The 22983-nt window shown below is 60.7% G+C and carries 24 protein-coding genes; 12 read left to right on the top strand and 12 right to left on the bottom strand.

Annotated features, from left to right (window positions below; genetic code table 11):
* Nucleotides 1–13: 13 nt before the first annotated feature.
* The 4 genes from prmC to C3F38_RS26175 all read right to left on the bottom strand — a co-directional run bounded on the left by prmC (nt 14) and on the right by C3F38_RS26175 (nt 3624).
* Nucleotides 14–847, bottom strand: coding sequence for a peptide chain release factor N(5)-glutamine methyltransferase (gene prmC, locus C3F38_RS12465; protein ID WP_038872024.1), 834 nt, complete (start codon nt 845–847; stop codon nt 14–16).
* Complete coding sequence (gene prfA, locus C3F38_RS12460; protein WP_038872021.1) at nt 847–1932, bottom strand: peptide chain release factor 1; 1086 nt, start codon at nt 1930–1932, stop codon at nt 847–849. Before prfA ends, prmC begins: the two co-directional genes overlap by 1 nt.
* Before the next feature lie 31 nt (nt 1933–1963).
* On the bottom strand, nt 1964–3226 hold the full coding sequence (gene hemA / locus C3F38_RS12455; protein ID WP_055317459.1) for a glutamyl-tRNA reductase: 1263 nt from the start codon (nt 3224–3226) through the stop codon (nt 1964–1966).
* A gap of 254 nt (nt 3227–3480) precedes the next feature.
* The gene (locus C3F38_RS26175; protein WP_158006779.1) at nt 3481–3624 is read right to left on the bottom strand and encodes a hypothetical protein; all 144 of its coding nucleotides are present in this window, start codon (nt 3622–3624) and stop codon (nt 3481–3483) included.
* 299 nt (nt 3625–3923) lie between these two features.
* Here C3F38_RS26175 and lolB point away from each other — a divergent pair, with 299 nt between their 5' ends.
* The 3 genes from lolB to prs all read left to right on the top strand — a co-directional run bounded on the left by lolB (nt 3924) and on the right by prs (nt 6532).
* Complete coding sequence (lolB, locus tag C3F38_RS12450) at nt 3924–4547, top strand: lipoprotein insertase outer membrane protein LolB (RefSeq protein ID WP_038872018.1); 624 nt, start codon at nt 3924–3926, stop codon at nt 4545–4547.
* Nucleotides 4544–5410 (top strand): 4-(cytidine 5'-diphospho)-2-C-methyl-D-erythritol kinase, encoded by an 867-nt coding sequence (gene ispE / locus C3F38_RS12445; protein WP_038872015.1) that lies wholly within the window; start codon nt 4544–4546, stop codon nt 5408–5410. The genes lolB and ispE overlap by 4 nt, the downstream gene beginning before the upstream one ends.
* Before the next feature lie 174 nt (nt 5411–5584).
* Entirely contained in the window at nt 5585–6532 is a 948-nt protein-coding gene (gene prs / locus C3F38_RS12440) for a ribose-phosphate diphosphokinase (protein WP_004941061.1), read from the top strand.
* A gap of 185 nt (nt 6533–6717) precedes the next feature.
* On the opposite strand, the gene ychH is transcribed toward prs, so the two are convergent.
* Nucleotides 6718–6996, bottom strand: a complete 279-nt coding sequence (gene ychH, locus C3F38_RS12435; protein WP_038872012.1) for a stress-induced protein YchH — start codon at nt 6994–6996, stop codon at nt 6718–6720.
* Nucleotides 6997–7297: 301 nt separating this feature from the next.
* On the opposite strand from ychH, the gene pth reads away from it, so the two are divergent.
* Nucleotides 7298–7888: an aminoacyl-tRNA hydrolase gene (gene pth, locus C3F38_RS12430; RefSeq protein WP_004941053.1), complete on the top strand. Its 591-nt coding sequence runs from the start codon at nt 7298–7300 to the stop codon at nt 7886–7888.
* A gap of 37 nt (nt 7889–7925) precedes the next feature.
* Here pth and C3F38_RS12425 read toward each other — a convergent pair whose 3' ends face one another.
* The gene (locus C3F38_RS12425) at nt 7926–9455 is read right to left on the bottom strand and encodes a SulP family inorganic anion transporter (protein ID WP_055317458.1); all 1530 of its coding nucleotides are present in this window, start codon (nt 9453–9455) and stop codon (nt 7926–7928) included.
* Between the two features lie 334 nt (nt 9456–9789).
* Here C3F38_RS12425 and ychF point away from each other — a divergent pair, with 334 nt between their 5' ends.
* Nucleotides 9790–10881, top strand: coding sequence for a redox-regulated ATPase YchF (gene ychF, locus C3F38_RS12420; protein WP_004941048.1), 1092 nt, complete (start codon nt 9790–9792; stop codon nt 10879–10881).
* Nucleotides 10882–10968: 87 nt separating this feature from the next.
* On the opposite strand, the gene C3F38_RS12415 is transcribed toward ychF, so the two are convergent.
* Nucleotides 10969–11403 (bottom strand): tautomerase family protein, encoded by a 435-nt coding sequence (locus C3F38_RS12415; protein ID WP_038872004.1) that lies wholly within the window; start codon nt 11401–11403, stop codon nt 10969–10971.
* Between the two features lie 166 nt (nt 11404–11569).
* Between C3F38_RS12415 and C3F38_RS12410 the strand changes: the two genes are divergently transcribed.
* Nucleotides 11570–12064 (top strand): helix-turn-helix domain-containing protein, encoded by a 495-nt coding sequence (locus tag C3F38_RS12410; protein WP_047727747.1) that lies wholly within the window; start codon nt 11570–11572, stop codon nt 12062–12064.
* A 7-nt stretch (nt 12065–12071) separates the two neighbouring features.
* Here the strand turns inward: C3F38_RS12410 and C3F38_RS12405 are convergent, their stop codons facing one another.
* A complete protein-coding gene (locus tag C3F38_RS12405; protein ID WP_224217809.1) occupies nt 12072–12752 on the bottom strand; it encodes a helix-turn-helix transcriptional regulator in 681 nt (226 codons plus the stop codon).
* A 375-nt stretch (nt 12753–13127) separates the two neighbouring features.
* Between C3F38_RS12405 and C3F38_RS12400 the strand changes: the two genes are divergently transcribed.
* The 6 genes from C3F38_RS12400 to C3F38_RS12375 are packed head-to-tail and all read left to right on the top strand — an operon-like array spanning nt 13128 to nt 20060.
* Nucleotides 13128–13661 (top strand): fimbrial protein, encoded by a 534-nt coding sequence (locus tag C3F38_RS12400; RefSeq protein ID WP_103767409.1) that lies wholly within the window; start codon nt 13128–13130, stop codon nt 13659–13661.
* 59 nt (nt 13662–13720) lie between these two features.
* Complete coding sequence (locus C3F38_RS12395; protein ID WP_223182005.1) at nt 13721–14473, top strand: molecular chaperone; 753 nt, start codon at nt 13721–13723, stop codon at nt 14471–14473.
* Between the two features lie 20 nt (nt 14474–14493).
* Complete coding sequence (locus C3F38_RS12390; protein ID WP_047727749.1) at nt 14494–17028, top strand: fimbria/pilus outer membrane usher protein; 2535 nt, start codon at nt 14494–14496, stop codon at nt 17026–17028.
* A gap of 28 nt (nt 17029–17056) precedes the next feature.
* On the top strand, nt 17057–18397 hold the full coding sequence (locus C3F38_RS12385; protein ID WP_055317457.1) for a fimbrial protein: 1341 nt from the start codon (nt 17057–17059) through the stop codon (nt 18395–18397).
* Nucleotides 18397–19149: a molecular chaperone gene (locus C3F38_RS12380; RefSeq protein ID WP_233211694.1), complete on the top strand. Its 753-nt coding sequence runs from the start codon at nt 18397–18399 to the stop codon at nt 19147–19149. The genes C3F38_RS12385 and C3F38_RS12380 overlap by 1 nt, the downstream gene beginning before the upstream one ends.
* A 44-nt stretch (nt 19150–19193) precedes the next feature.
* On the top strand, nt 19194–20060 hold the full coding sequence (locus C3F38_RS12375; RefSeq protein ID WP_055317456.1) for a hypothetical protein: 867 nt from the start codon (nt 19194–19196) through the stop codon (nt 20058–20060).
* Between the two features lie 6 nt (nt 20061–20066).
* Here the strand turns inward: C3F38_RS12375 and C3F38_RS12370 are convergent, their stop codons facing one another.
* From C3F38_RS12370 to C3F38_RS12355, 4 genes are all read right to left on the bottom strand, one after another.
* A complete protein-coding gene (locus tag C3F38_RS12370; RefSeq protein ID WP_038871984.1) occupies nt 20067–20660 on the bottom strand; it encodes an ATP-dependent Clp protease proteolytic subunit in 594 nt (197 codons plus the stop codon).
* A gap of 44 nt (nt 20661–20704) precedes the next feature.
* Nucleotides 20705–21031: an SRPBCC domain-containing protein gene (locus C3F38_RS12365; RefSeq protein ID WP_038871982.1), complete on the bottom strand. Its 327-nt coding sequence runs from the start codon at nt 21029–21031 to the stop codon at nt 20705–20707.
* On the bottom strand, nt 21028–21342 hold the full coding sequence (locus C3F38_RS12360; protein ID WP_047727753.1) for a helix-turn-helix transcriptional regulator: 315 nt from the start codon (nt 21340–21342) through the stop codon (nt 21028–21030). Before C3F38_RS12360 ends, C3F38_RS12365 begins: the two co-directional genes overlap by 4 nt.
* Nucleotides 21343–21446: 104 nt before the next feature.
* Nucleotides 21447–22949, bottom strand: a complete 1503-nt coding sequence (locus C3F38_RS12355; RefSeq protein WP_055317455.1) for an amino acid permease — start codon at nt 22947–22949, stop codon at nt 21447–21449.
* Between the last annotated feature and the right edge of the window lie 34 nt (nt 22950–22983).

The following is a 22983-nucleotide window of genomic DNA, read 5'->3' as shown; positions in this document are numbered from 1 at the left end:
TTATGAGAGGCGCTTATCCCGGCCATTGGCCGAGCGTCACGCGGTCGTTGTCGCCATAATCACGGTGGGTGGCGACAGCGGAAAATCCGGCGGCCTGCAGCAGCGCGCGCACGCTCTCGCCCTGCTGCCAGCCGTGTTCCAACAGCAGCCAGCCCTGGGGCTGCAAATGGTGCGGCGCCTGGCGCACGATGGCGGCCAGATCCGCCAACCCATGATCGGCGGCGACCAGCGCGCTGCCGGGCTCGAAGCGCACGTCGCCCTGCGACAAATGCGGATCGGCGGCGTCGATATAGGGCGGATTGCTGGCGATCAGCGCGAAGCGTTGCCCCGCCACCGGCGCAAACCAGCTGCCCTGTAGAAATCGGACGTTGTCGATCTTCAGCTTGTGCGCATTGTGCTGCGCCAGCGCGACCGCCTCCGGCTGCACATCGACGCCGATGGCCGAACAATCGGGGCGCTCGCCGGCCAGCGCCAGCGCGATGGCGCCGGTACCGGTGCCGAGATCGAGGAAGTGGCAGGGTTGTGGCGGCAGGCGCGCCAGCGCCAGCTCCACCAGGCATTCGGTATCCGGGCGTGGGATCAGCGTTGCGGGCGAAACCGACAGCGGCAGCGACCAAAATTCGCGCTCGCCCACCAGGTAGGCCACCGGCTCACCGCGTTCGCGGCGCGCCAGCAGCGTCTCCAGCTGCTGTTGCTGCGCTGGCGTCAGCTGAGTTTCCCCGAACGCCATCAGGAAGGTTCTGGCCTTGCCGGTCACGAAACCCAACAGGATTTCCGCGTCGCGCCGGGCGCTGTCGCTGTGGGTCAAACGCGCGGCGGCGGCTTTCAGCCAGTGTTGATAGTCCATCACTCTTGCTCGGCGGACAGCGCAGCCAGCTGATCGGCCTGATACTCCTGCACGATCGGCTGGATCAGCATGTCCAGTTTGCCTTCCATCACTTCGTCCAGGCGGTAGAGCGTCAGGTTGATGCGGTGGTCGGTCACCCGCCCCTGCGGGAAGTTGTAGGTGCGGTTACGGTCGGAACGGTCGCCGCTGCCCAGCAGGTTGCGGCGAGTGGACGCCTCGGCCTGCTGGCGCTTGGCCATCTCGGCGGCGCGAATGCGCGCGCCCAGCACCGACATCGCCTTGGCTTTGTTTTTGTGCTGTGAACGCTCGTCCTGGCACTCCACCACGATGCCGGTCGGCAGGTGGGTGATGCGGATTGCCGAGTCGGTGGTGTTAACGTGCTGGCCACCGGCGCCGGAGGAGCGGAAGGTGTCGATTTTCAGGTCGCTCGGGTTGATGTCCGGCAGCTCGGCCTCCGGCACTTCCGGCATCACCGCCACGGTGCAGGCGGAGGTGTGGATGCGCCCCTGGGATTCGGTTTCCGGCACGCGCTGCACGCGGTGGCCGCCGGATTCAAACTTCAGTTGGCCGTACACGCCGTCGCCGGAAACTTTGGCGATCACTTCTTTGAAACCGCCGTGTTCGCCTTCGTTGGCGCTCATCACCTCGACGCGCCAGCGGCGGCTTTCCGCATAGCGGCTGTACATGCGGAACAGATCGCCGGCGAAGATAGCCGCCTCATCGCCGCCGGTGCCGGCGCGCACTTCGAGGAAGCAGCTGCGCTCATCGTCCGGATCTTTCGGCAGCAGCAACACCTGCAGCTGCTGCTCCAGCTCTTCGCTGGCCGCCCGCGCCTGTTTCAGCTCTTCCTGCGCCATCTCGCGCATTTCCGGATCGTCCAGCATCATTTCCGCCGTCTCCAGATCCTCCTGCACCTGACGCCATTCCAGGAAGCAGCGGCTGACGTCGGTCAGCTGCGCGTATTCTCGCGACAGCGCGCGGAACCGGTCTTGGTCGGCGATAACGCCGGCATCGCCGAGCAGCGCCTGCACTTCTTCATGGCGCTCTTGTAACGCTTCCAGTTTGGCAACAATAGAAGGCTTCATGCGTGGTAATAAACCCTGTTAATAGAGAAAACTAATGCTGATCCAGCCCAAGGCTGTCGCGTAATAACTGCAACCGCTCCACGTCGCCGTCGCCGGCGGCCTGCTGGAGGGATTTGGTGGGGGCATGAATAAGACGGTTGGTCAGTTTATGGGCCAGCTCGTGAATAACCTGCTCCACGTTGGCGCCCTGCGCGATGGAGGCCAGCGCTTTGGCCTCCATCTCTGCGCGAATTTGGTCGGCCTGCGAACGGTAGTCGCGGATGGTTTCCACCGCGCCCTGCGAGCGCAGCCAGGCCATGAAGTTGGTGCTTTCCTGCTGCACGATCGACTCCGCCTGCACCGCCGCCGCTTTGCGCTGCGCCAGATTGCTTTGAATGATGGCGTGCAGATCGTCCACGCTGTAGAGATAGGCGTTGGCCAGTTTGCCGACTTCCGGTTCGATGTCGCGCGGTACGGCGATATCCACCAGCAGCATCGGCTGGTTGCGGCGCGCCTTCAGCGCGCGCTCCACCATCCCCTTACCGATGATCGGCAGCGGGCTGGCGGTGGAACTGATGATGATGTCGGCGTCCGCCAGGCGTTCGTCGATCTCCGGCAAGGTGATCACCTCCGCGCCGACCTCGTCCGCCAGCAGCTGGGCGCGCTCGCGGGTGCGGTTGGCGATGATCATGTGCCGCACTTTGTGTTCGCGCAGGTGGCGCGCCACCAGTTCGATGGTTTCACCGGCGCCCACCAGCAAGACGTTGAGATCGGCCAACGATTCGAAGATCTGGCGCGCCAGGGTACAGGCGGCAAAAGCCACGGAGACCGCGCTGGCGCCGATGTCGGTTTCGGTACGCACGCGCTTGGCAACGGAGAAGGATTTCTGGAACAGACGCTCCAGCTCGCCGGACAGCGACTGGCCGCGTTGCGACTCGGCGAAAGCTTTTTTCACCTGCCCGAGGATCTGCGGTTCGCCCAGCACCAATGAGTCCAACCCGCTGGCCACCCGCATCAAATGGCTGACCGCGTCGTTGCCCTGATGCCAGTACAGGCTTTTCTTCACCTCTTCCGGGCGCAGGTTGTGGTAGGCGCACAGCCAGGCGACCAGCTGCTCGTGCATGTGTTCCTGCTGCTCTACGCTGAGGTACAGCTCGGTGCGGTTGCAGGTGGACAACACGACGCCGCCCTGCACCAACGGTTGTTGGAGCAAGCTGGTCAGCGCCTCATCGATGGACTCTGGCGAGAAGGTCACCCTTTCACGCAGAGAAACCGGAGCGGTTTTGTGATTTATACCTAACGCCAGCAGGGTCATTGCTTCGAGTAATACTTCTGTTGGTACGGGTTCTCGTTGAACGGCATTCTACTTGATGCGCAGGATCAATAAAAGTAACAACCGCATCTTCCGTTCAATCGTTGCCATAGATGGCATCAATCGATGAATAATTAATAAATACAGTGAGATAATTTATAATTTGACGACATAACATACTGAATTTTAGCGCAGGATGCGATCTCCCGCACTGGATTCGGTAAAACCTGCAGGTTATCCGCTTATAATCCGCGCGTTTACCAACCCAGCGTGCCGCAACGGTAGGAGGGTTCCAGGATAAAAGAGACCTGCTGGCAAAAAACCTGCTTGGCCTGAAAATAAAAAAATACCGCGCCGGCAAAACACAGAAGCGAAATGATTATCCGCGTCGCAATCTTCATTCGATTATTTCCCGCAACAAAAACCCCCGGCAGCATACCGAGGCAAACATCAACCAAACGCTAACGGCGGTCACCCCGCCGTATCGAAAATTGTTGCCCCCGAACAACGGCACGAAACGATTGTGTTAATCTTAATGACGCCCCAATGCGCGTACCGGGTTGGCATTGCGCCGGTAAAAACGGCAAGATTCAACGCGATGCAGCAAAAAATTGACGCGCCGCCGCCGCCCCGTTAGCGTGAGCGCTGAATCCGGGTTTCGTCGCGCATGCCCGCAAGGACAAAAGGACAAGAGAAAGTTATGCCAATACGCAAAGTTAGTTTGCTCCGTCTGATCCCGCTGGCCAGCCTGGTGCTGGCCGCCTGTACCACCACCAAGCCGACCGGCCCGGCCACCAGCCCGACGTCTCCCCAGTGGCGCGCCCATGAGCAGGCGGTGCAGCAGCTCAGCACCTATCAGACCCGCGGCTCCTTCGCCTACTTGTCTGATCAGAAAAAAGTCTACGCCCGCTTCTTCTGGCAGCAGTTCTCGCCGGAGCGCTACCGTCTGCTGTTGACCAACCCGCTGGGCAGCACGGAAATGGATCTCAACGTGCAGAAAAACGTGGTGCAGCTGACCGACAACCAGGGCAAACGCTACGTCAGCGACAACCCGGAAGAGATGATCCGCAAGCTGACCGGCATGGCGATCCCGCTGAACAACCTGCGCCAGTGGATGCTCGGCCTGCCGGGCGAAGCCAACGATTTTGCGCTGGATGACCAATATCGCCTGAGCAAGCTGACTTACCAGCAAGGCGGCCAAACCTGGAAAGTGGATTACCAGGGCTACAGCAACGAGGTGCAGCCGACGCTGCCGAACCGCCTGGAACTGCAGCAGGGCGAGCAGCGCATCAAGCTGAAAATGGATAACTGGACGCTCAAATGATTCGCCAGTGGCCCTCCCCCGCGAAACTCAACCTGTTTTTGTACATCACCGGCCGTCGTGAAGACGGCTATCACCTGCTGCAGACGCTGTTTCAGTTCTTGGACTACGGCGACACCCTGACCATTGACCCGCGCCAGGACGACCGCATTCATCTGCTGACGCCGGTCGACGGCGTGCCGGACGAACAGAACCTGATCGTGCGCGCCGCCCGCCTGCTGCAGCGCTATTGCGATGAGCGCGGCCTGCAGACCGCACCGCGCGGCGCCGACATCAGCATCGACAAGCGCCTGCCGATGGGCGGCGGCCTGGGCGGCGGCTCCTCCAACGCCGCCACCGTGCTGGTGGCGCTCAACGAACTGTGGCGCTGCGGTCTTGGCGACGACCAACTGGCAGCGCTGGGGCTCAGCCTCGGCGCCGACGTGCCGGTGTTCGTGCGCGGCCACGCCGCCTTCGCCGAAGGCATCGGCGAGTGCCTGCAGCCGGCCGAGCCGCAGGAAAAGTGGTATCTGGTGGCGCATCCCGGCGTCGGTATCCCGACGCCGGTTATCTTCGGTGACCCCGAATTGAAAAGAGACACCCCGGTTCGCTCCTTAAGTGAGCTGTTGCAGGCGCCGTACGCAAATGATTGCGAACCGATCGCAAGAAAACGTTTTCGCGAGGTTGAACAGCTTCTTTCATGGCTGTTAGAATACGCCCCGTCACGCCTGACTGGCACAGGTGCTTGTGTGTTTGCTGAATTCGACACAGAAATCGCCGCCCGTCAGGTGTTAAATCAAGCCCCGGAGTGGTTGTGTGGTTTTGTAGCGCGCGGCGTTAACGTCTCCCCACTACATCGCATTCGTTCCGGGCGGTTTGAGTCGTAGCTCAACGTTTCGCTGCGCAGGGTCATGCACACCTGGCCCTGTTATCCCTGCGCTGCCTGCGGTCTCAATTTTAGTTTTACATACCCGTATGTATATTGCGCCGGCGTCGCCGACTGCCCCTTGGTGATGTCGTATGACAATATCTTCTCTGGACGCAAGCCTGAGGTTCTTCTCGTGCCTGATATGAAGCTTTTTGCTGGTAACGCCACCCCGGAACTAGCACAACGTATTGCCAACCGTTTGTACACCAGCCTTGGTGACGCCGCTGTAGGTCGTTTTAGCGACGGCGAAGTGAGCGTGCAAATCAACGAAAATGTACGCGGCGGTGATATTTTCATCATCCAGTCCACCTGTGCCCCGACCAACGACAACCTGATGGAACTGGTTGTGATGGTCGACGCCCTGCGTCGCGCCTCCGCAGGTCGTATTACCGCCGTTATCCCTTACTTCGGCTATGCCCGCCAGGATCGCCGCGTGCGTTCCGCGCGTGTGCCGATCACCGCCAAGGTGGTTGCCGATTTCCTCTCCAGCGTAGGGGTTGACCGCGTTCTGACGGTGGATCTGCATGCTGAGCAGATTCAAGGCTTCTTCGACGTACCGGTAGACAACGTGTTCGGCAGCCCGATCCTGCTGGAAGACATGCTGCAGCAGAACCTGGAAAACCCGATCGTGGTTTCCCCGGACATCGGCGGCGTAGTGCGTGCCCGCGCCATCGCCAAACTGCTGAACGACACCGACATGGCCATCATCGACAAACGCCGCCCGCGCGCGAACGTGTCTCAGGTGATGCACATCATCGGTGACGTGGCAGGCCGCGACTGCGTGCTGGTCGACGACATGATCGACACCGGCGGTACCTTGTGTAAAGCGGCTGAAGCGTTGAAAGAACGCGGTGCCAAGCGCGTATTCGCCTACGCGACGCACCCGATCTTCTCCGGCAACGCCGTGGACAACATCAAGAACTCGGTGATTGATGAAGTGATCGTCTGCGACACCATTCCGCTGTCGCCGGAAATCAAGGCACTGAAAAACGTTCGCACTCTGACCCTGTCCGGCATGCTGGCTGAAGCCATCCGCCGCATCAGCAACGAAGAGTCGATCTCTGCGATGTTCGAGCATTGATTCGTCGTCTTTCCGGTGCGGCGCCCACCGTGCCGGAAAGATAGCGTGCCCGACAGCAGAAAAAGAAAAACCCGTTGGTGCGTGAGCAACAACGGGTTTTCTACTCGTAGTCCGACATGACCTCAAACCTTAATGCACGGCAGATATTCCCTTGCCCTGCTCTTGCTTCCCTTCTGCTTTTTTAATCAATGCGACGAACGATGTTGGTCGTTACGGCACCGTTTATCAAAGTGTTTTACCCACCAGTAGCGATCCGCCACCTGCTCGCGGCCGCCGATACGCGCGCCCACCAGCCACAACAGCGCGCCGACGAAGATACTCATGATGGCGCCGTGGGCGAAAAATTGCGGTAAATCGAACTGGGATACTTCAGCAACAATGGAGTATCCGACGCCACCGATCATCACGACCAGGCCCAGCCCCATAAAAAAGTTGCCCATTCTGTCCGCGTTTCTGCGTTTCATATGCCACCTCCATGATTGCCATGTGCCAACCGGGATAACGCTGCAACTTGTTAACCCACTTTGATAAGTTAAGTATAGTCCTTGTGGCGGCAAGGGGATTGCGGAGGCGATCACAAATGGTAAAGAATTATTGACACTTCTTAACACACCGCTGAAAATTAGCGGACAAATTGAATTATTCAGCTAATGAATCATTCGTCTTTCTTACCTAAGGCGACGGCGGAGATCGGATTTTGTCATTCGCCGCCCCGGCAGGTAGACTAAGGCCCTTTCCATTACCCTGATCATAGCGAATCTCCCAGTGAGCAGTATTAAATTGATAGTCGGCCTGGCCAACCCGGGCGCGGAATATGCCCAGACGCGCCACAACGCCGGCGCCTGGTACGTCGATCTGCTGGCCCAGCGCCACAATCAGCAGTTGAAAGAAGAGAGCAAGTTCTTCGGCTACACCGCCCGCTTGAACCTGGCGGGCAACGACGTGCGCCTGCTGGTGCCGACCACCTTCATGAACCTGAGCGGCAAAGCGGTGCTGGCGATGGCCAACTTCTACCGCATCGAGCCGAACGAGATTTTGGTGGCGCACGACGAGCTGGATCTGCCGCCCGGCGTGGCCAAAATCAAGCTCGGCGGCGGCAACGGTGGCCACAACGGCCTGAAAGACATCCAGAACAAGTTCGGCAACAACCCGAACTTTTACCGCCTGCGTATCGGTATCGGCCATCCGGGCGACAAGAACAAGGTGGTGGGCTTCGTGCTCGGCAAGCCGCCGGCCAGCGAGCAGAAGATGATTGACGAAGCGATCGACGAGTCGCTGCGCTGCACCGAGATGCTGATGAAGGACGGGCTGGAAAAAACCGTTCAGCGCCTGCACAGCTTCAAGGCGCAGGCCTGAACCTTGCCGCAGCGGGCGCCCTGCCCGCTGCCTGCATCTAGCCGCGCGGGTTGAAGGTCTCCTCGCTCACGCGGCGGTCATCGGCGGTGAAGCCCTCTTCCGCCACGTAATACTGCGGATCGTCCAGTTCATGGCTGCAGAACGGCCCGGCGCGCTTGAGCAAGCGCACGCAGTCACCGCTCAGGTGGCGCAGACGAATGCTTTTTCCCGCCGCCAGATAACGCGCCGTCAGCTTATCGATCGCCTCTACGCCGCTGGAATCCATCACCCGGGTGCCGGCAAAATCCAGCACCACATTCTGCGGATCGCTCTGCGGATCGAACAGCTCGGCGAAACCGGCAGCGGAGCCGAAGAACAGCGGGCCATCCAGTTGATACACCGCCACGTCGCCCGTCACCTGCCGCTGGCGCACGCGGATGCGCGCCTGCTGCCAGGCGAACACCAGCGCCGAGATAATCACCCCGCTGATCACCGCCACCGCCAGATCGGTAAAGATGGTGATCAGCGTGACGGCGAGCATCACCAGCGCGTCCGCCTTCGGCATGCGGCGCAAACGGCGCAGCGAGCTCCACTCGAAGGTGTTGTAACACACTACCAGCATCACCCCGGCCAGCGCCGCCACCGGCAGCAGGCCGATATAGCGCGACAGGCTGACCACGAACAGAATCAACAAAATGGCGCCCACCGTGCCGGAAATGCGCCCGCGCCCGCCCAAGGTGAAGTTGATGATCGACTGGCCGATCATCGCGCAGCCGGCGAAGCAGCCGAACAGGCCGCATACCGCATTACCGGCGCCCTGCGCGATGCTCTCGCGGTTGCCGTTCCCCTTCTTGCCGCCCATTTCATCCAGCACCGTCATGGTCAGCAGCGATTCAATCAAACCGACCAGGGCGATCACCACCGCATAGGGCAGCACTACCCGCACCATCTCCAGGGTGAACGGCGCCGTCGGCAGGCTGAAGTGCGGCAGCGCGCCGGAAATGTCCGCCAGATCGCCCACCCGCAGCGTGTGCAGATTGAGGCCAATCGCCAACGCCGAAACCACCAGCAGCGCCGCCAGCGAAGACGGAATGGCTTTGGTCAGGCGCGGGAACAGCACCACCACCGCAATCGCCAGCGCCACCAGGCCGTACATCAGCGGCCCCTGCCCGGCGATCATCTTCAGCTGCGCCAGCATGATGACGATCGCCAGGCCGTTGACGAAGCCGTGGATCGCCGGCAGCGGCACCAGACGAATGAACTTGCCCAGCCGGAAGGCGCCAATCAGGATTTGAATCCCCCCGGCGAACAGCGTGGCCCACAGCACGTAGCCCATGCCGTACTGCGCCGCCAGGCTCATCAGCACCACCACAATGGAGCCGGCGGCGCCGGAAACCATGCCCGGCTTGCCGCCGAACAGTGCCGTGACCAGGCCGATGATAAACGCGGTATGCAAACCGACGATCGGCGAAAGACCGGCGACCAGCGAAAAGCCGACCGCCTCGGGGATCATCGAAACCGCCACCACAAAGCCCGCCAGGACTTCATTTTTAACGTCCGCGATCCTGACGTTACTCAGGTTAAACATGCATTATTCACTTATGACAGATGGCATCATCTCCCCGCGTAGCGGGTATGGGGTACCGCAAGGGGCGGCAGACTGCAGGCGGGCACAGCTCAGGGTGGCGTAGGCAAGAAATACATCCGGCGCGTTTCCTGTCGGTTAATCGGAACGGCCAGTATGGGTAAATGTGATCCAAATCTCAAATAAAAACCGGCCGCCCGCGCTGGGTTCGCCCCGGCCAAGCAAGTCTGATCGAGATAAACGCCCATTACGTGTATAATGGCGGCATTATTTTGCCCTTTATGCAGTCGATTAAACCTAACCGGCTGATAGTTAAGATATTTAAGGTGATTATAACATGGGATTCAAATGCGGTATCGTCGGCCTGCCTAACGTAGGCAAATCCACCCTGTTCAACGCGTTGACCAAAGCGGGCATTGAAGCAGCCAACTTCCCGTTCTGCACCATTGAACCGAACACCGGTGTGGTGCCGATGCCCGATCCGCGTCTGGATAAGCTGGCCGAGATCGTCAAGCCGCAGCGCATTCTGCCAACCACCATGGAATTCGTCGACATCGCCGGCCTGGTGAAAGGCGCGTCTAAAGGTGAAGGTCTGGGCAACCAGTTCCTGACCAACATCCGCGAAACCGAAGCCATCGGCCACGTGGTGCGCTGCTTCGAGAACGACAACATCATTCACGTCAACAACAAGGTCGATCCGGCCGAAGACATCGACGTCATCAACACCGAGCTGGCGCTGTCTGACCTGGACACCTGCGAGCGCGCCATCCACCGCGTGCAGAAGAAAGCCAAAGGCGGTGACAAAGACGCCAAGGCCGAGCTGGCGGCGCTGGAAAAATGCCTGCCGCACCTGGAAAACGCCGGCATGCTGCGCGCGCTGGATCTGACCGCAGAAGACAAAGCGGCGATCAAATACCTGAGCTTCCTGACCCTGAAGCCGACCATGTACATCGCCAACGTCAACGAAGACGGCTTCGAGAACAACCCGTACCTGGACACCGTGCGTAAAATCGCCGACGCCGAAGGCTCCGTGGTAGTTGCCGTGTGCGCCGCCGTGGAATCCGACATCGCCGAGCTGGAAGACGAAGAGCGCGACGAGTTCATGGCCGAGCTGGGCCTGGAAGAGCCGGGCCTGAACCGCGTGATCCGTGCCGGTTACGAGCTGCTGAACCTGCAGACCTACTTCACCGCCGGCGTAAAAGAAGTGCGCGCCTGGACCATCCCGGTCGGCGCTACCGCCCCGCAGGCGGCCGGCAAGATCCACACCGACTTCGAGAAAGGTTTTATCCGCGCCCAAACCATCGCCTTCGACGACTTCATCACCTACAAGGGTGAACAAGGCGCCAAAGAAGCCGGTAAAATGCGCTCAGAAGGTAAAGACTACATCGTCAAAGACGGCGACGTGATGAACTTCCTGTTCAACGTCTAATCCCTTCCCCGCAGCGTTTCTCTCGGCTGCCGGAAACGTAAAAATCCACGCTTCGGCGTGGATTTTTTTGTCCTGATATCCCCAGACTCAACCCATCACCCCCTCCCACACCGAAGGCCGGTTCTCGCTGCGCCACTTTTCGCCTGCCGTCGTTCCCGGCGCCGGCGGCTTCAAACCGTCAATCGTCCACAGCGAGAACGGCGTTTCGTCCACGTGCAGTTCCCAGCGCAGCCCATGCGCGGCGATGTAGGGTTGCAGGATACGGGTGCAGGCCGCCAGAAATTGCTGCTGCTCCGCATCGTTGTCCATGGCGCGCGCGATATGGTCAATGGTCACCCGCACGAAATCATCGGCCGGTTCGCCGCCGAGATAGGCCGAACCTGGCGGCAACGCGTGGAAGAAGACGTTGACGTAGAAGCGCGGCAAAAAGTCCTGGTACAGGGCGGTGACCTTCTGCGCAAGCGCGCGTTTATCGGCGGTGCTGAAGGCCGGTTCAGGGTGGTAAATCTGCCACAGTGGCATCGCGGTATCTCCTCGGTGAAGGCGTGGGTTTCCGGCCGGCGTTCAGACCATCGGCCACTGTTAAACATAAACTCCAATAATAAGAGTAATAACTCCAATCATTGAAGTGATCAAGCCGAGGCGATAAAATTATCCGCATTACGGCGGCAAACGGAGGCAAGGCAAAGTGAAAGCAAAAGGGTTTGAAGGCATGACGTGCTCGGTGGCCCACGTGCTGTCGGCATTGGGCGATCGCTGGGGCGCAATCCTCATGCGCGATCTGTTGCTGGGGCTCTCGCGCTATGACGATTTGCGCCAGTCGACCGGCATCACCAACAGCACGTTGGCCGATCGGCTCAGGGCACTGGAAGGCAGCGGCCTCATCGAAAAGCGGCAATACCAAACGCGCCCCGATCGCTACGAGTATCTGCCGACGGAGAAGGGAAAAGATCTCGGGCTGCTGGTGATGGCGATGATCCAGATTGGCGACAAATGGAACCTGTCCGAGCTGGCCGGGCCGCCGCTGCGCGTGGTTGACCGCGCGACCGGCCACCCCGCCACCCTGCGCGTGGTCGATGCCGTGACCGGCGAATCGCTGCCGCCGCAAAACCTGGCGCTGGCCGCCGGGCCCGGCGCCGATGAGATCACGCGATGGCGGCTGGCCGTCGGCAAAACCCGCTAACGGCACGCTACAACAGCGCAATCATCTTCAGCAGTTCGACCCGATTGCGGATGCCGAACTTTTTGCCGGCGTTATTGAGGTGCGAATAAACGGTTTTCGGGTGCAGGTTAAGCCGCCGCGCGGTCAGGCGGATATCTTCGGTGCGGGCGGTTTCACACAGCACCGCCGCCTCGCCAGGCGTGATTGCCGCCGCCCGCTGCCGGTTCACCACGTGTCGTTCGCTCGTCTCCTGGCGGGCCAGCGTTGCGCAGGTCTCTCGCACCACCTGCAGCGCTTCCCGTTTGTGCAAAACCGCATCCGGCTGCGCCGCAGCGATAAACGCCAGGATCAGCGGTGAAGTCTTATCGATGAAGAACAGTAACCGGACACCTTTATATTCACCGCGCGAATATTTAATGAATTCTAAATACGCCTCGAACCGGTAAATCTCCTGAGGAAACTCCATAATAATTAAATCAGGCGCCGGGCTTATATTTTTAATGATATTCATATTGGGTGAGGATAAGGTTATTACCCCGCCGCCCAATAATGTTTTCATGCCCAGCCGGCACAGCGGTGAACCGTCGATATAAATCACTCTCACTTTAATTCTCCTTATCAGCATGGACGCATGCTTCCACACCTCAGGCGGCTTGTCGCTGCTCTTTTTTGGGGTAATTCTCCTGCAAAGCACACCGATATAAAACATCTTGATAACATGTTTTTCAAATAATCAGGCAGCCGTCAGCACGTTGATTAATACGCAAAAAAGGCATGAATGTTTCAAATTATTTCAATCACAAAAACCGGCGATCCAATAAAATCGCAACGCAATGATATAGATCTATTTTCTATTTTGTATGATATAAGCGAAAATGAAAAAAAATGTAACAACAGGCCTTCTCGTCTTATTGCCTTATTCGAAACACCTATAGGGAAAATTCTTAGTTTGTTAGGATGAAAATCCATGTTTGCCGACGCGTTTAAAAAACAATTGCGCAACATGATTAACCCACAACCGCACGTCAGTAATTTATTACTGTCAGGAAAGCTTTTCTCTAAAGTAAATTAAAGGGCATTTCACATGAATGTTAAATTAGTCGCATTATCCATGCTGGCTCTCTCCGGCACCTGTGCGGCCGCTTCGTCCAATACGGTGCAATTTAAAGGCGAAGTCAGCACACAAACCTGCTCGGTGAATATTAACGGCAACCAATCCAACCCGGTCGTTCTGCTGCCTACCGTCGCCGCCAGCAAACTCGCCACCAAAGGCGCCACCGCCGGCGACACCACCTTCACCGTCAACGTGACCGGCTGTGCGGCCGCAACCAGCGATACGGCGATCAAAACCGTGCTGGCGGGCAACAACCCAACCACCAACGGCAACCTGGGCAACGCGGGCGATGCGGCCAAAGTGTCCATTCAACTGCTGGACAGCGACGCCACCACGCCGCTGTCGTTCGCCAGCGGTTCGACCGTCACCACGTCGGCGATGACGCTGGCCAAAGACGCCACTTCCACCTCGCAGAACCTGGTGGCCCGCTACTACGCGGAAGACACCGGCGTGGCGGCCGGTTCGGTGATCGCCACCGCACAGTTCGCCATTAGCTACAAATAAGCCGGCGTCAGGCGCCATACCTGTTGATGCCAGCGCCGCCCTTCGCCGGGCGGCGCTGAATGACTCGCTCCCTTTATCGGTTCACGTTTATGCCGCAGATAACCCGCTCCGCCCGCCGATGGGCCGCCCTGTCGCTTTGCCTGATGAGTTTTGCCGCTACCCACGCGTCGGCCAGCGTGACGCTGCTCGGCAACCGCGTGATCTACCCCGCCGAGGCGCGGGAAAAAACGCTGCAGTTCACCAATGACGACGGCACCCCGGCGCTGATGCAGATCTGGCTCGACATCAATAACCCCAAATCCACGCCGGAAAACGCCGATGCGCCCTTTGTCGCCTCGCCGCAAATCTTCCGCATGAATCCGCACAGCGGGCAGATGGTGCGGCTGTCGTTCGTCGGCCAGCCGCTGCCGCGCGATCGCGAATCGCTGTTCTATCTCAACTTCCTGCAGGTGCCCGCCGTGCGCCAGACGGACAGCGACAAGAACAAACTGCTGCTGGTAGTCACCAATCGGCTGAAGGTGTTCTATCGCCCCGCCGGGTTGGCCGGCGACGCCAACCACGTCATCGATCGGCTCAGCCTGCGCCAGGCCGGTAACGCGCTGCGCGTCGACAACCCGACCGGCTACTACGCCAACGTCAGCCAGGCCGCGATCCTGAGCGGCGCGAAGCGCATCGCCATCCCGCAGGCGGATCTGATCCCGCCGTTTTCGCAGGCCAGTTGGCCGGTGAACGGGGAGGTGCGGCAGGTCGCACTGCGCGTCATCAATGACTATGGGGTGGAAATCTCACGCACCCTGAACGTCGCGCGGTGAAACCAGACAGGGAGGTTTTCATGTTCGATGTCCGCAAGGCGACGCCGCTGCCCGCGCGCTGGTGTTGCGCGCTGCTGGCGCTGCCGCTGGGCTGCGCCGCCGCCGACGGCTATACCTTCGATCCCGCGCTGCTGCGCGGCAGCGTGCTGAGCAACAGCGCACTGAGCCAGTTCAACCAACAGGACGCCGTTGCCCCCGGCAGCTATCAGATCGATCTGTACCTCAACGGCCAGTTTCTCGAGCGCGACCAAATTCGCTTCGTGCGCGCAGGCAAGCAGGTGTTGCCCTGTTTCGATCGGCCGCAGCTGACGCGCTTCGGGCTGAAAAATCCGCCGGCGGCCGCCGAAGCAGAATGCCTGCTGCCCGGTCGGGATCTCAAGGACATTGCGGTGAACGCAGACATTTCGCGGCTGCGGCTGGATCTCAGCATTCCGCAGGCGCTGTTGAACGGCCAGCCGCGCGGCAGCGTCAATCCCGCCAGCCTGGACAGCGGAGAAACGATGGCCTTCGTCAATTACAACCTCAACCAGTACCACGTCAGTTACCGACAGGGGCAAACCCGCGATCTCGACTCGACCTACGCCAACCTGAACGGCGGGTTCAACCTCGGGCTATGGCGCTACCGCCAGCAGTCCAGCTACCGCTACGATCGCGAGTTCGGCGGCCACCTGGACACCAGCCGCCGCTACGTACAGCGCGCGATCTTGCCCTGGCGCAGCGAAATGCTGTTGGGCGAAGGCTTTACCGACGGGCACTTCTTCTCCGGCCTGGGCTTTCGCGGCATTCAGCTCAGTTCGGACGACCGCATGCTGCCGGATTCGCAGCGCGGCTATGCGCCGGTGGTACGCGGCGTGGCGAAAAGCAACGCGCGCGTGACGGTGCTGCAGGGCAAAAGCACGCTGTATGAAACCACCGTCGCGCCGGGGCCGTTCGCCATCAACGATCTGTACGCCACCAACTACGCCGGCGATCTCACCGTGGTGGTGACGGAAGCCGACGGCAGCGTCAGCACCTTCACCGTGCCGTTCGCTGCGGTGCCGGAATCCATCCGCCCCGGCCAGTCGCGCTACTCCGCGATCGTCGGCCGTTCCCGCTACGTCGGCGACAACGATCTGTTCAGCGAAGTGACCTGGCAGCACGGCCTGACCAACGCCCTGACCTTCAACCTCGGCAACCAGCTGGCGGACGGCTACCAGGCGATGATGCTGGGCGGGGTATACAGCAGCTGGCTGGGCGCCTTCGGCATGGACACCACCTATTCCCACGCCAGCCTGCCGGACGGTGGCGCCTCCGGCTGGATGCTGCACCTCTCTTACAGCCGAACCTTCAGCCCGACGGACACCACCTTATCCATCGCCGGCTACCGCTACTCCACCGAAGGCTTTCGCGATCTCAGCGACGTGCTCGGCGTACGGCGCGCCGCCACTACCGGCCAAAACTGGCAGTCCGACTCCTACCGCCAGCGTTCGCGCTTCGAGGTCGCCGTCAATCAGGGGATGGGGGCGTTCGGCAGCCTGACGATGTCCGGCTCGACTCAGGACTACCGCGATCAGCGCGGCCGCGACAATCAGCTCCAGCTGGGCTGGGGGAAAACCTTCGGCAACGGCGTGGCGCTTAACCTCTCCGTCACCCGCACCCGCAGCCTGGGCTACAGCAACGGCGACTACCGCGGCTACGGGCCGTTGGATAACGTCTACAGCGCGCCGCTGGCGCAAAACGCGCAGACCGTCACCGCCCTGTCGCTGAGCTTCCCGCTCGGCCGTTCGTCATCCGCCCCCAGCGTCTCGCTGTTGGCCAACCACAGCCAGGGACAGGGCGGCAACTATCAGGCTGCGCTGTCGGGCAGCGTCGGCGACGAACAGCCGGTCAGCTACGGCCTGAACTTCACCACCGACGACGATCGCCAACAAAGCATCTGGGGCGGCAACCTGCAAACCCGTCTGCCTTACGCCAACGTCACCGGCTCGTTCTCCACCGCGCGCCAGTACCGACAAGGCTCCCTGTCGTTGCAGGGGGCGGTGGTGGCTCACCGCGGCGGCGTAACATTAGGGCCGTATGTCGGCGACACCTTCGCCCTGATTGAGGCGCCCGGCGCCAGCGGCGCACGGGTGATGGACGGCCAGGGCGCGCGCGTCGATCGCTTCGGCTACGCCCTGGCGCCGTCGCTGGTGCCCTATCACTACAACACCGTCGCGCTGAACCCCGAGGGCATGAACGACAAAGCGGAACTGGAAGACGGCCAGCGGCGCGTGGCTCCTTATGCCGGTGCCACGGTGCGCCTGCACTTCAACACCGTGCGCGGCCAGGCGCTGCTGATCACCGCGCAGCGGCCCGATAACGCACCGATCCCGATGGGCGCCAACGTCCTTGACGCGGCAGGCAACAGCGTGGGCATGGTCGGCCAGGCCAATCAGGTGTATCTGCGCAGCGATAAGCGTGCCGGGGAACTGACGCTGAACTGGGGCGACGCCCCCGGCCAGCAGTGCACGCTGCATTACCGCCTGTCTGCCGGGGAAGACGGCCCGATTCAACGGCTCAGCGCCCCGTGCCGCTAGCCCATTAAACTTATTTTCAGGAGAGACGATGAAACGCATTTTTTACCCGATCGCCGCCCTGGCGCTGCTCGCCCTGTCGCTGTTCGGCGCGCCCACCGCGCTGGCGCAATGCACCCGGGTCGCCCCCTGGATCGATTCCGGTTGCGATCCCTGCGGGGTGGGCACGGCGCTGGGCCGGGTTAACCTGACCAGCACTTACCTGCAGCCCGTCGGCACGCCGCTCGGCACCAGCGTGTTCGACCTCACCTCCGGCACGCGCTATCCCGACCCCAACAAAGTGTTGTATGAATGCGACGCCGGCGATGCGGGGCAGATCTATGAAGTCTTCGCCACCAACGGCGACGATCGCGTCGGCGGCTATTACGATCTGGGCGCCCAGGACGGCAACCCCAACTACTACGCCACCTACTTCCCCTACGTCGGCATCCGCCTGACCCATCTGGATTCCGGCAAGGTTTTTACCCGCTACTGGCAGTCGGCGCCGATTACCCGCTACGCCACCGTCGGCAGCAAAATTCAGATTCGGGTGAAAGACTTCAGCGCCATCCGTGCCGATCTGATCCGCATCAGCTCGCTGCCGGGCGCGGGCGCCAGCAACTACTGTGGCTACAGCGCCGGCAACCCGCTGGTGGGCATGGCCTCGACCACCGGCAATTCGAACTATACCTGCACGCAACCGAACGGCTATGTCACCTTTCAGGGGCCCGGCATCGCCTCGGATCCTATCGGCAGCGACTCCGCCACCAACTACGCCACCTGGGGCACCGGGCGCTGGAACGCGATGGGCATGGGCACCGCACCGATCTCCTCCTTGACCTATACCGCCACCTGCGTGGCGCGCAACGTCACGCCGCTGGTGATCCTGCCGACCATTTCCGTCAGCCAGTTGACCGCCGGGCAAATCTCACAGGCGCAGTTCACCCTCAATATCGAATGCGACAACGCCGCCGTGTCCGGCGTCAGCAGTAACAATACCGCCCTCGGCCTGCAGGTACCGTATGAAAGCTATGTCGCGGCGCAGCAGCTCGGGTTGGTCAGCGCCAACGGCGGCGTGAGCTACCTACTCTCCGGCGGCTACGGCACCGACAGCAGCGTCGCCACCGGCGTGGGCATCGCACTCGCCAACGCCGGCAACGGCGCGCCGATGAACTTCGTCGGCTGGGCGCGTTGCAGCGCCGGGCAATGCCCGCAGGGCAACGACGCCGGCTGGTACCCGGTGCTCAACGGCGCCAGCGGCGGCGGCAGCACTGCGGCGGGGTTTACCCACTACACCACCCAGCTCACCGCCACGCTCGCCCGGCTGCCCGGGCAAACCGTCACCGCCGGCAAAGTGGACGCCAGGGCCTACGTCTGGGTTAAGGTGCAATAATGATGAGAAAGAAATATCTGACGATGGGATGCGCCTTGTTGCTGGCGCTAGCGGCCATGGGGGCGCAGGCGGGCATCATCGCCTCCGCTACCCGGGTGATTTTCCGCGAGGGCGACACGGAAAAAAACCTGATGCTGCTCAACACCAACGGCTACCCGATCGTGGCGCAAACCTGGGTTGATAACGGCGACGTCAACGCCGCCCCCGAACTGTCGCACGCGCCGTTTGTTACCCTGCCCAGCGTGTTCGCTCTGCCGCCTTCGGCGCTGAAAGGGCTGCGGATCCTGTTTGCCGGCGCGAACCTACCCACCGACAGGGAATCGGTGTTTTGGCTTAACCTGTATGAGATCCCACCCAGCCAGCCGATCACGCCGCCGCTGGCGTCGCGCGTGACGCTGGCGATGAACACGCAGATGAAAATCTTCTACCGCCCCAAAGCGCTGCCGGGGAATGCCGAAAACGCAGCCGAGGCCGTCTCGTTCACGCTGCAAAAAACGCCGGGCGGCTATCTGCTGCGCTGTCACAACCGGTCGGCGTTTTATCTCTCCTTCGCCCGCATCGCCGTGAAAACCGACAGGCGCGATTACCCGGTACGGCAAGAAAGCGACATGATGACCGCACCGTTCAGCATGCGGGATTATCACCTCGACGGCGTTACGGCGCCGACACTCCCTTCACAGATCACCGTTCAGGCCACCCTCATCAACGACCAGGGCCAGCAGATCGTCAAGTCATACACAGCAAACCCATAACGATAAAAAGCAGCACATTTTTTAAGTACAGGAAATAGGGAAAAATGAGTCTAAGCAGATTCCAGCTACAGTTTCACCTGGAGAAACAGGCCAACAACATCAGGCAGTCACCGGCATTTCACACCGCCATCGTCAAACACGGGGAATTGTTGAAAGAGACCTACAAGAAGCATCCGCTGTTTTACAAAATCATCTTCAGGAACAGCCGGTTCATCATTTGTTCCACCATCCTGTCCATTTACTACCACCAGCCCACCGCCGGGCTGAAAGACATCAAAGCCTTTTTTAAAGGAAAGAACATGATCAGCGAGAACTCCCTGGACTCCTTTCTGTTCTTTTTGCGGGTCGGCCGCCGGCTGGAGGTCAAACCCTGCGAACATGACAAGCGCCAACTGCGCTATAAGCCTACGCCGCACGCGCTGGCGGAAACCCAGGCGTTGATCGCCTCCATGGCGCGGCCCTATCAGGCGCTGGCGCCACAGATGCCCATCGCGGCGCTGCTGGCGGCGCCCGACTTTCTGCCCACCTTTTTCGCCGCCTACGGGCAGCTGATGCTCAAGGAGATCTACCTGATCGATCTGGTGCAGCAATCCGGGCTGTTTATCAGCAAGGACGCCGGCCACATGGTGCTGCTGATGCTGCATATCGAAAGCATCCGGCAGAACTCCCCGTTTCTGCTGCTCTCCTCGGCGAAAATCGCCAAGTCATGCTCCGTCTCACGCGCGCACGTCAATCGCATTCTGCAGGCGGCGGAAAAATCGGGCCTGCTGACCACCACCAATAACGTGGTGATCGAACTCAACAGCTCGTTCTTTATCATGGCAGAGCGCTATTTCAGCCTCTATTTCGCGATGGTCGAATTCGGGCTTGAACGGGTTTGGCACACGCCGCAGGCCGCCGAGCCCCGCTGAGCCATTTTACCGCTCCCGCAGCACCTTATCGATCAGCCCCCAGGCCGCCGCTTCGTCGGCGGTCATAAAGCGATCGCGATCCAGCGCCAGCTCCACCGCTTCATCGCTCAGGCCGCAATGTTGGGCGTACAGCCGAATCACTCGCTCTTTGGTGCGCTTCATCTCTTCGGCGTGGATCAAGATGTCGGAGGCCTGCCCCTGAAAGCCGCCCAGCGGCTGGTGCACGTGCAGGCTGGCGTTGGGCAGCGCCATGCGGTGCCCCGGTTCGCCGGCCATCAGCAGGAACGAGCCCATCGAACGCGCGGTGCCCATGCACAGGGTATGCACCGGCGCACGGATGTACTGCATGGTGTCGTAAATCGCCAGCCCGCTGGTGATCGCCCCGCCCGGCGAGTTGATATACAGGTGGATCGGTTTTTCCGGGTTTTCCGCCTCCAGAAACAGCAGCTGGGCGCACAGCATTTCAGCCACGTCGTCATTGACTTCGCCGTTGAGGAACACGATCCGATCGCGCAGCAGGCGCGAATAAATATCAAAGGAGCGTTCTCCCCGGCTGGTCTGTTCCACCACCATCGGGACGAGCATCATCTTCTCACGCATCGGTGAACTCCTGGGTTGGCAATAAGGGAAGTGTGTTTAACGCGTCAGGCGGCGCACATCATCGTCGTCGGGCCGTCGTTGGCGGCGTCAAGCTGGTGAATAATCCGCAGCAGGCTGCCACCGCCGGCATCCGGCACAATCTGCAGCGTCACCACGCTTTCGAGGAACGGCGGTTGGTCGTCACGCAGACGGTAGCTCACCGCCTCGCCCGGCGTGGTGGCCAGCGGCTCGGCCTGCGCCAGGTCGCCCGTCGGCAGCCACTGCTCGCGCAGCTCGGGAATGCTGAGCGCCCGCCACACTTTTTCCGGCGGCGCATCGAGCGAATATTCCAACACCAGCCGATCGTGCGGCGGTTCAGCCCGTTTGTTCATTGATCCATGTCCTTCAGTAAGGTTTGCAGCGCGTCGATGCGCGCCGGCCACCAGGCGCGGTACTTCGCCAGCCACTGGGCGATCTGCGCCAGCCCGTCCGGGTCGACCTGATAGTTGACGCAGCGCCCCTGCTTCGCCTCACGCACCAGCCCGGCATTGCGCAGCACCGCCAGGTGTTGCGACATTGCCGACTGGCTGATGGGCAGCCCTTCGCGCAACGCGCTGGCGTTCATGCTGCCGGCGGCGAGTTTGTCGAAGATGGTGCGGCGGGTCGGATCGGCCAACGCTTTGAAGATGTCATTTTCGTTCATATAAACACATTAGTATTCACTTATGCATTATGCAAACGCCGGGGCAGGAATTTTTTCCGCGAAGCGAGACTCCGCGCCGGAGCGCGGAGCCGATAGAGGAGAGATTACAGCGGCTTATGGCAAGCGGGCGTGGTCAGCGCGGGTTGCCCGGCCGGCGCCCCTTCCTGCGCTTCCAGCGCGAGACGCGCCAGCGGCATGTCTTCGTGGTAGCGCTCCTCGGCGTTCAGGGTCTTCGAGTAGCGGTTGTACTTCCACCAGGCGTATCCCAGGAACACCACCAACCCGCCGACGTTATAGAACACGATGGTCATGATGCTGGCGCCGGTCGGGAACGTCGAGGCGAAGAAGCCGACGGTGAAGATGGCGATCAGCACGCTGACGATGGCGATGCCCTGCAGGCGCGAGCCCATTTTGAAATCGCGCGCCACCCGGTCGTACTTCAGCCGCAAATTCAGGTAGGCCAACATGATGAACAGCGGCGGCAGCATCGAGGCGGCGGCGGTCATGTTGATCAGCGTGTTCATCAAGTCCTGCACGCTGCTGGAACCCAACGTCGGGATCAGCATCAGCGGGATAACGATGAAGAACTGAATCCAGGCGGCGCGCGTCGGGACGCCGTGCCGGTTCAGGCGAATGGTTTTTTCGCCGAAAATGCCCTTCGGGATCTCGGTGAAGAAAATCTTCACCGGCGCCGCTGTCCACATCAGCAGCGAGCCGAACATGGCGGTGAAGGAAACAATGCCGACAAAGCGGTTCATCAGCATCGTCGGCAGGCCGAAGTGCGCCGACAGCCCTTCGAACACCTGTACCGTACCGCCGGTAAAGTGCAGATCGGTGCGGTGCACGAAGACGTTGATCAGCAGCGATGACACCGAATACAGCACGCCGATGAACAGCCCGGAAACGATGATCACCTTCACGAAGGCGCGGCTGCCGCCTTTCACATCGTTCACGTACACCGCCACGGACTCCGCCCCGCCCGCCGCCTGGAAGATCCAGGCGGTAATGCCGAGGAACGCCCAGTTGAAGTTCGGCGTCATCGCCTGCACGTTGATCGGGTCGGCCGGCTCAATGCCGCCCAGCACCGCCGCGCCCGCCAGAATGATGTAGGAAAACGTCAACAGCAGCATCAGCGACGAGGTCACGGAGGTCATCGGCCCCAGCAGTTTCGCGCCGCTGTTGGAGATGTAGGTCGAGAAGGCGAACAGGAAGATGCTGATGATCGCCGTGGTCAGCGGCGTGAACACGTAGTCATAGCCTAAAAACGCGTAAGAGGCGTAGGCGATGACGCGCGGCAGCAGCGCGGTGAAAAAGAACAGGTTCACGAACCAATAGGTGTAGGCGGTGATAAACGCCCAGCGCCCGCCGAGCGCGCTTTTCACCCAGGCATAGACGCCGGCCTCGGAGTTGCGGTTGAGCGAGACGAATTCGGCGATGATCAGGCAAAAGGGAATGAAGTAAATGATCGTCGCCACCAGGAATACCGGCGACGAGGCGATGCCGAGCTGAATATTGTTGTTAATCACGTTGTTGAAACTGAACACTGCCGCAAACGTCATCGACAGCAGGCCAAACTTGCCGATGGTGTTTCTGTTCGACGCAGCCATAGAGATTCTCCGAATGGTGTAGGGGACTTCGGTT

The sequence above is a fragment of the Serratia sp. SSNIH1 genome (assembly GCF_002935055.1).
Taxonomy (GTDB): domain Bacteria; phylum Pseudomonadota; class Gammaproteobacteria; order Enterobacterales; family Enterobacteriaceae; genus Serratia; species Serratia nevei.
The sequence above is the reverse complement of the archived record's forward strand: the minus strand, read 5'-3'. Positions and strand labels throughout refer to the sequence as shown.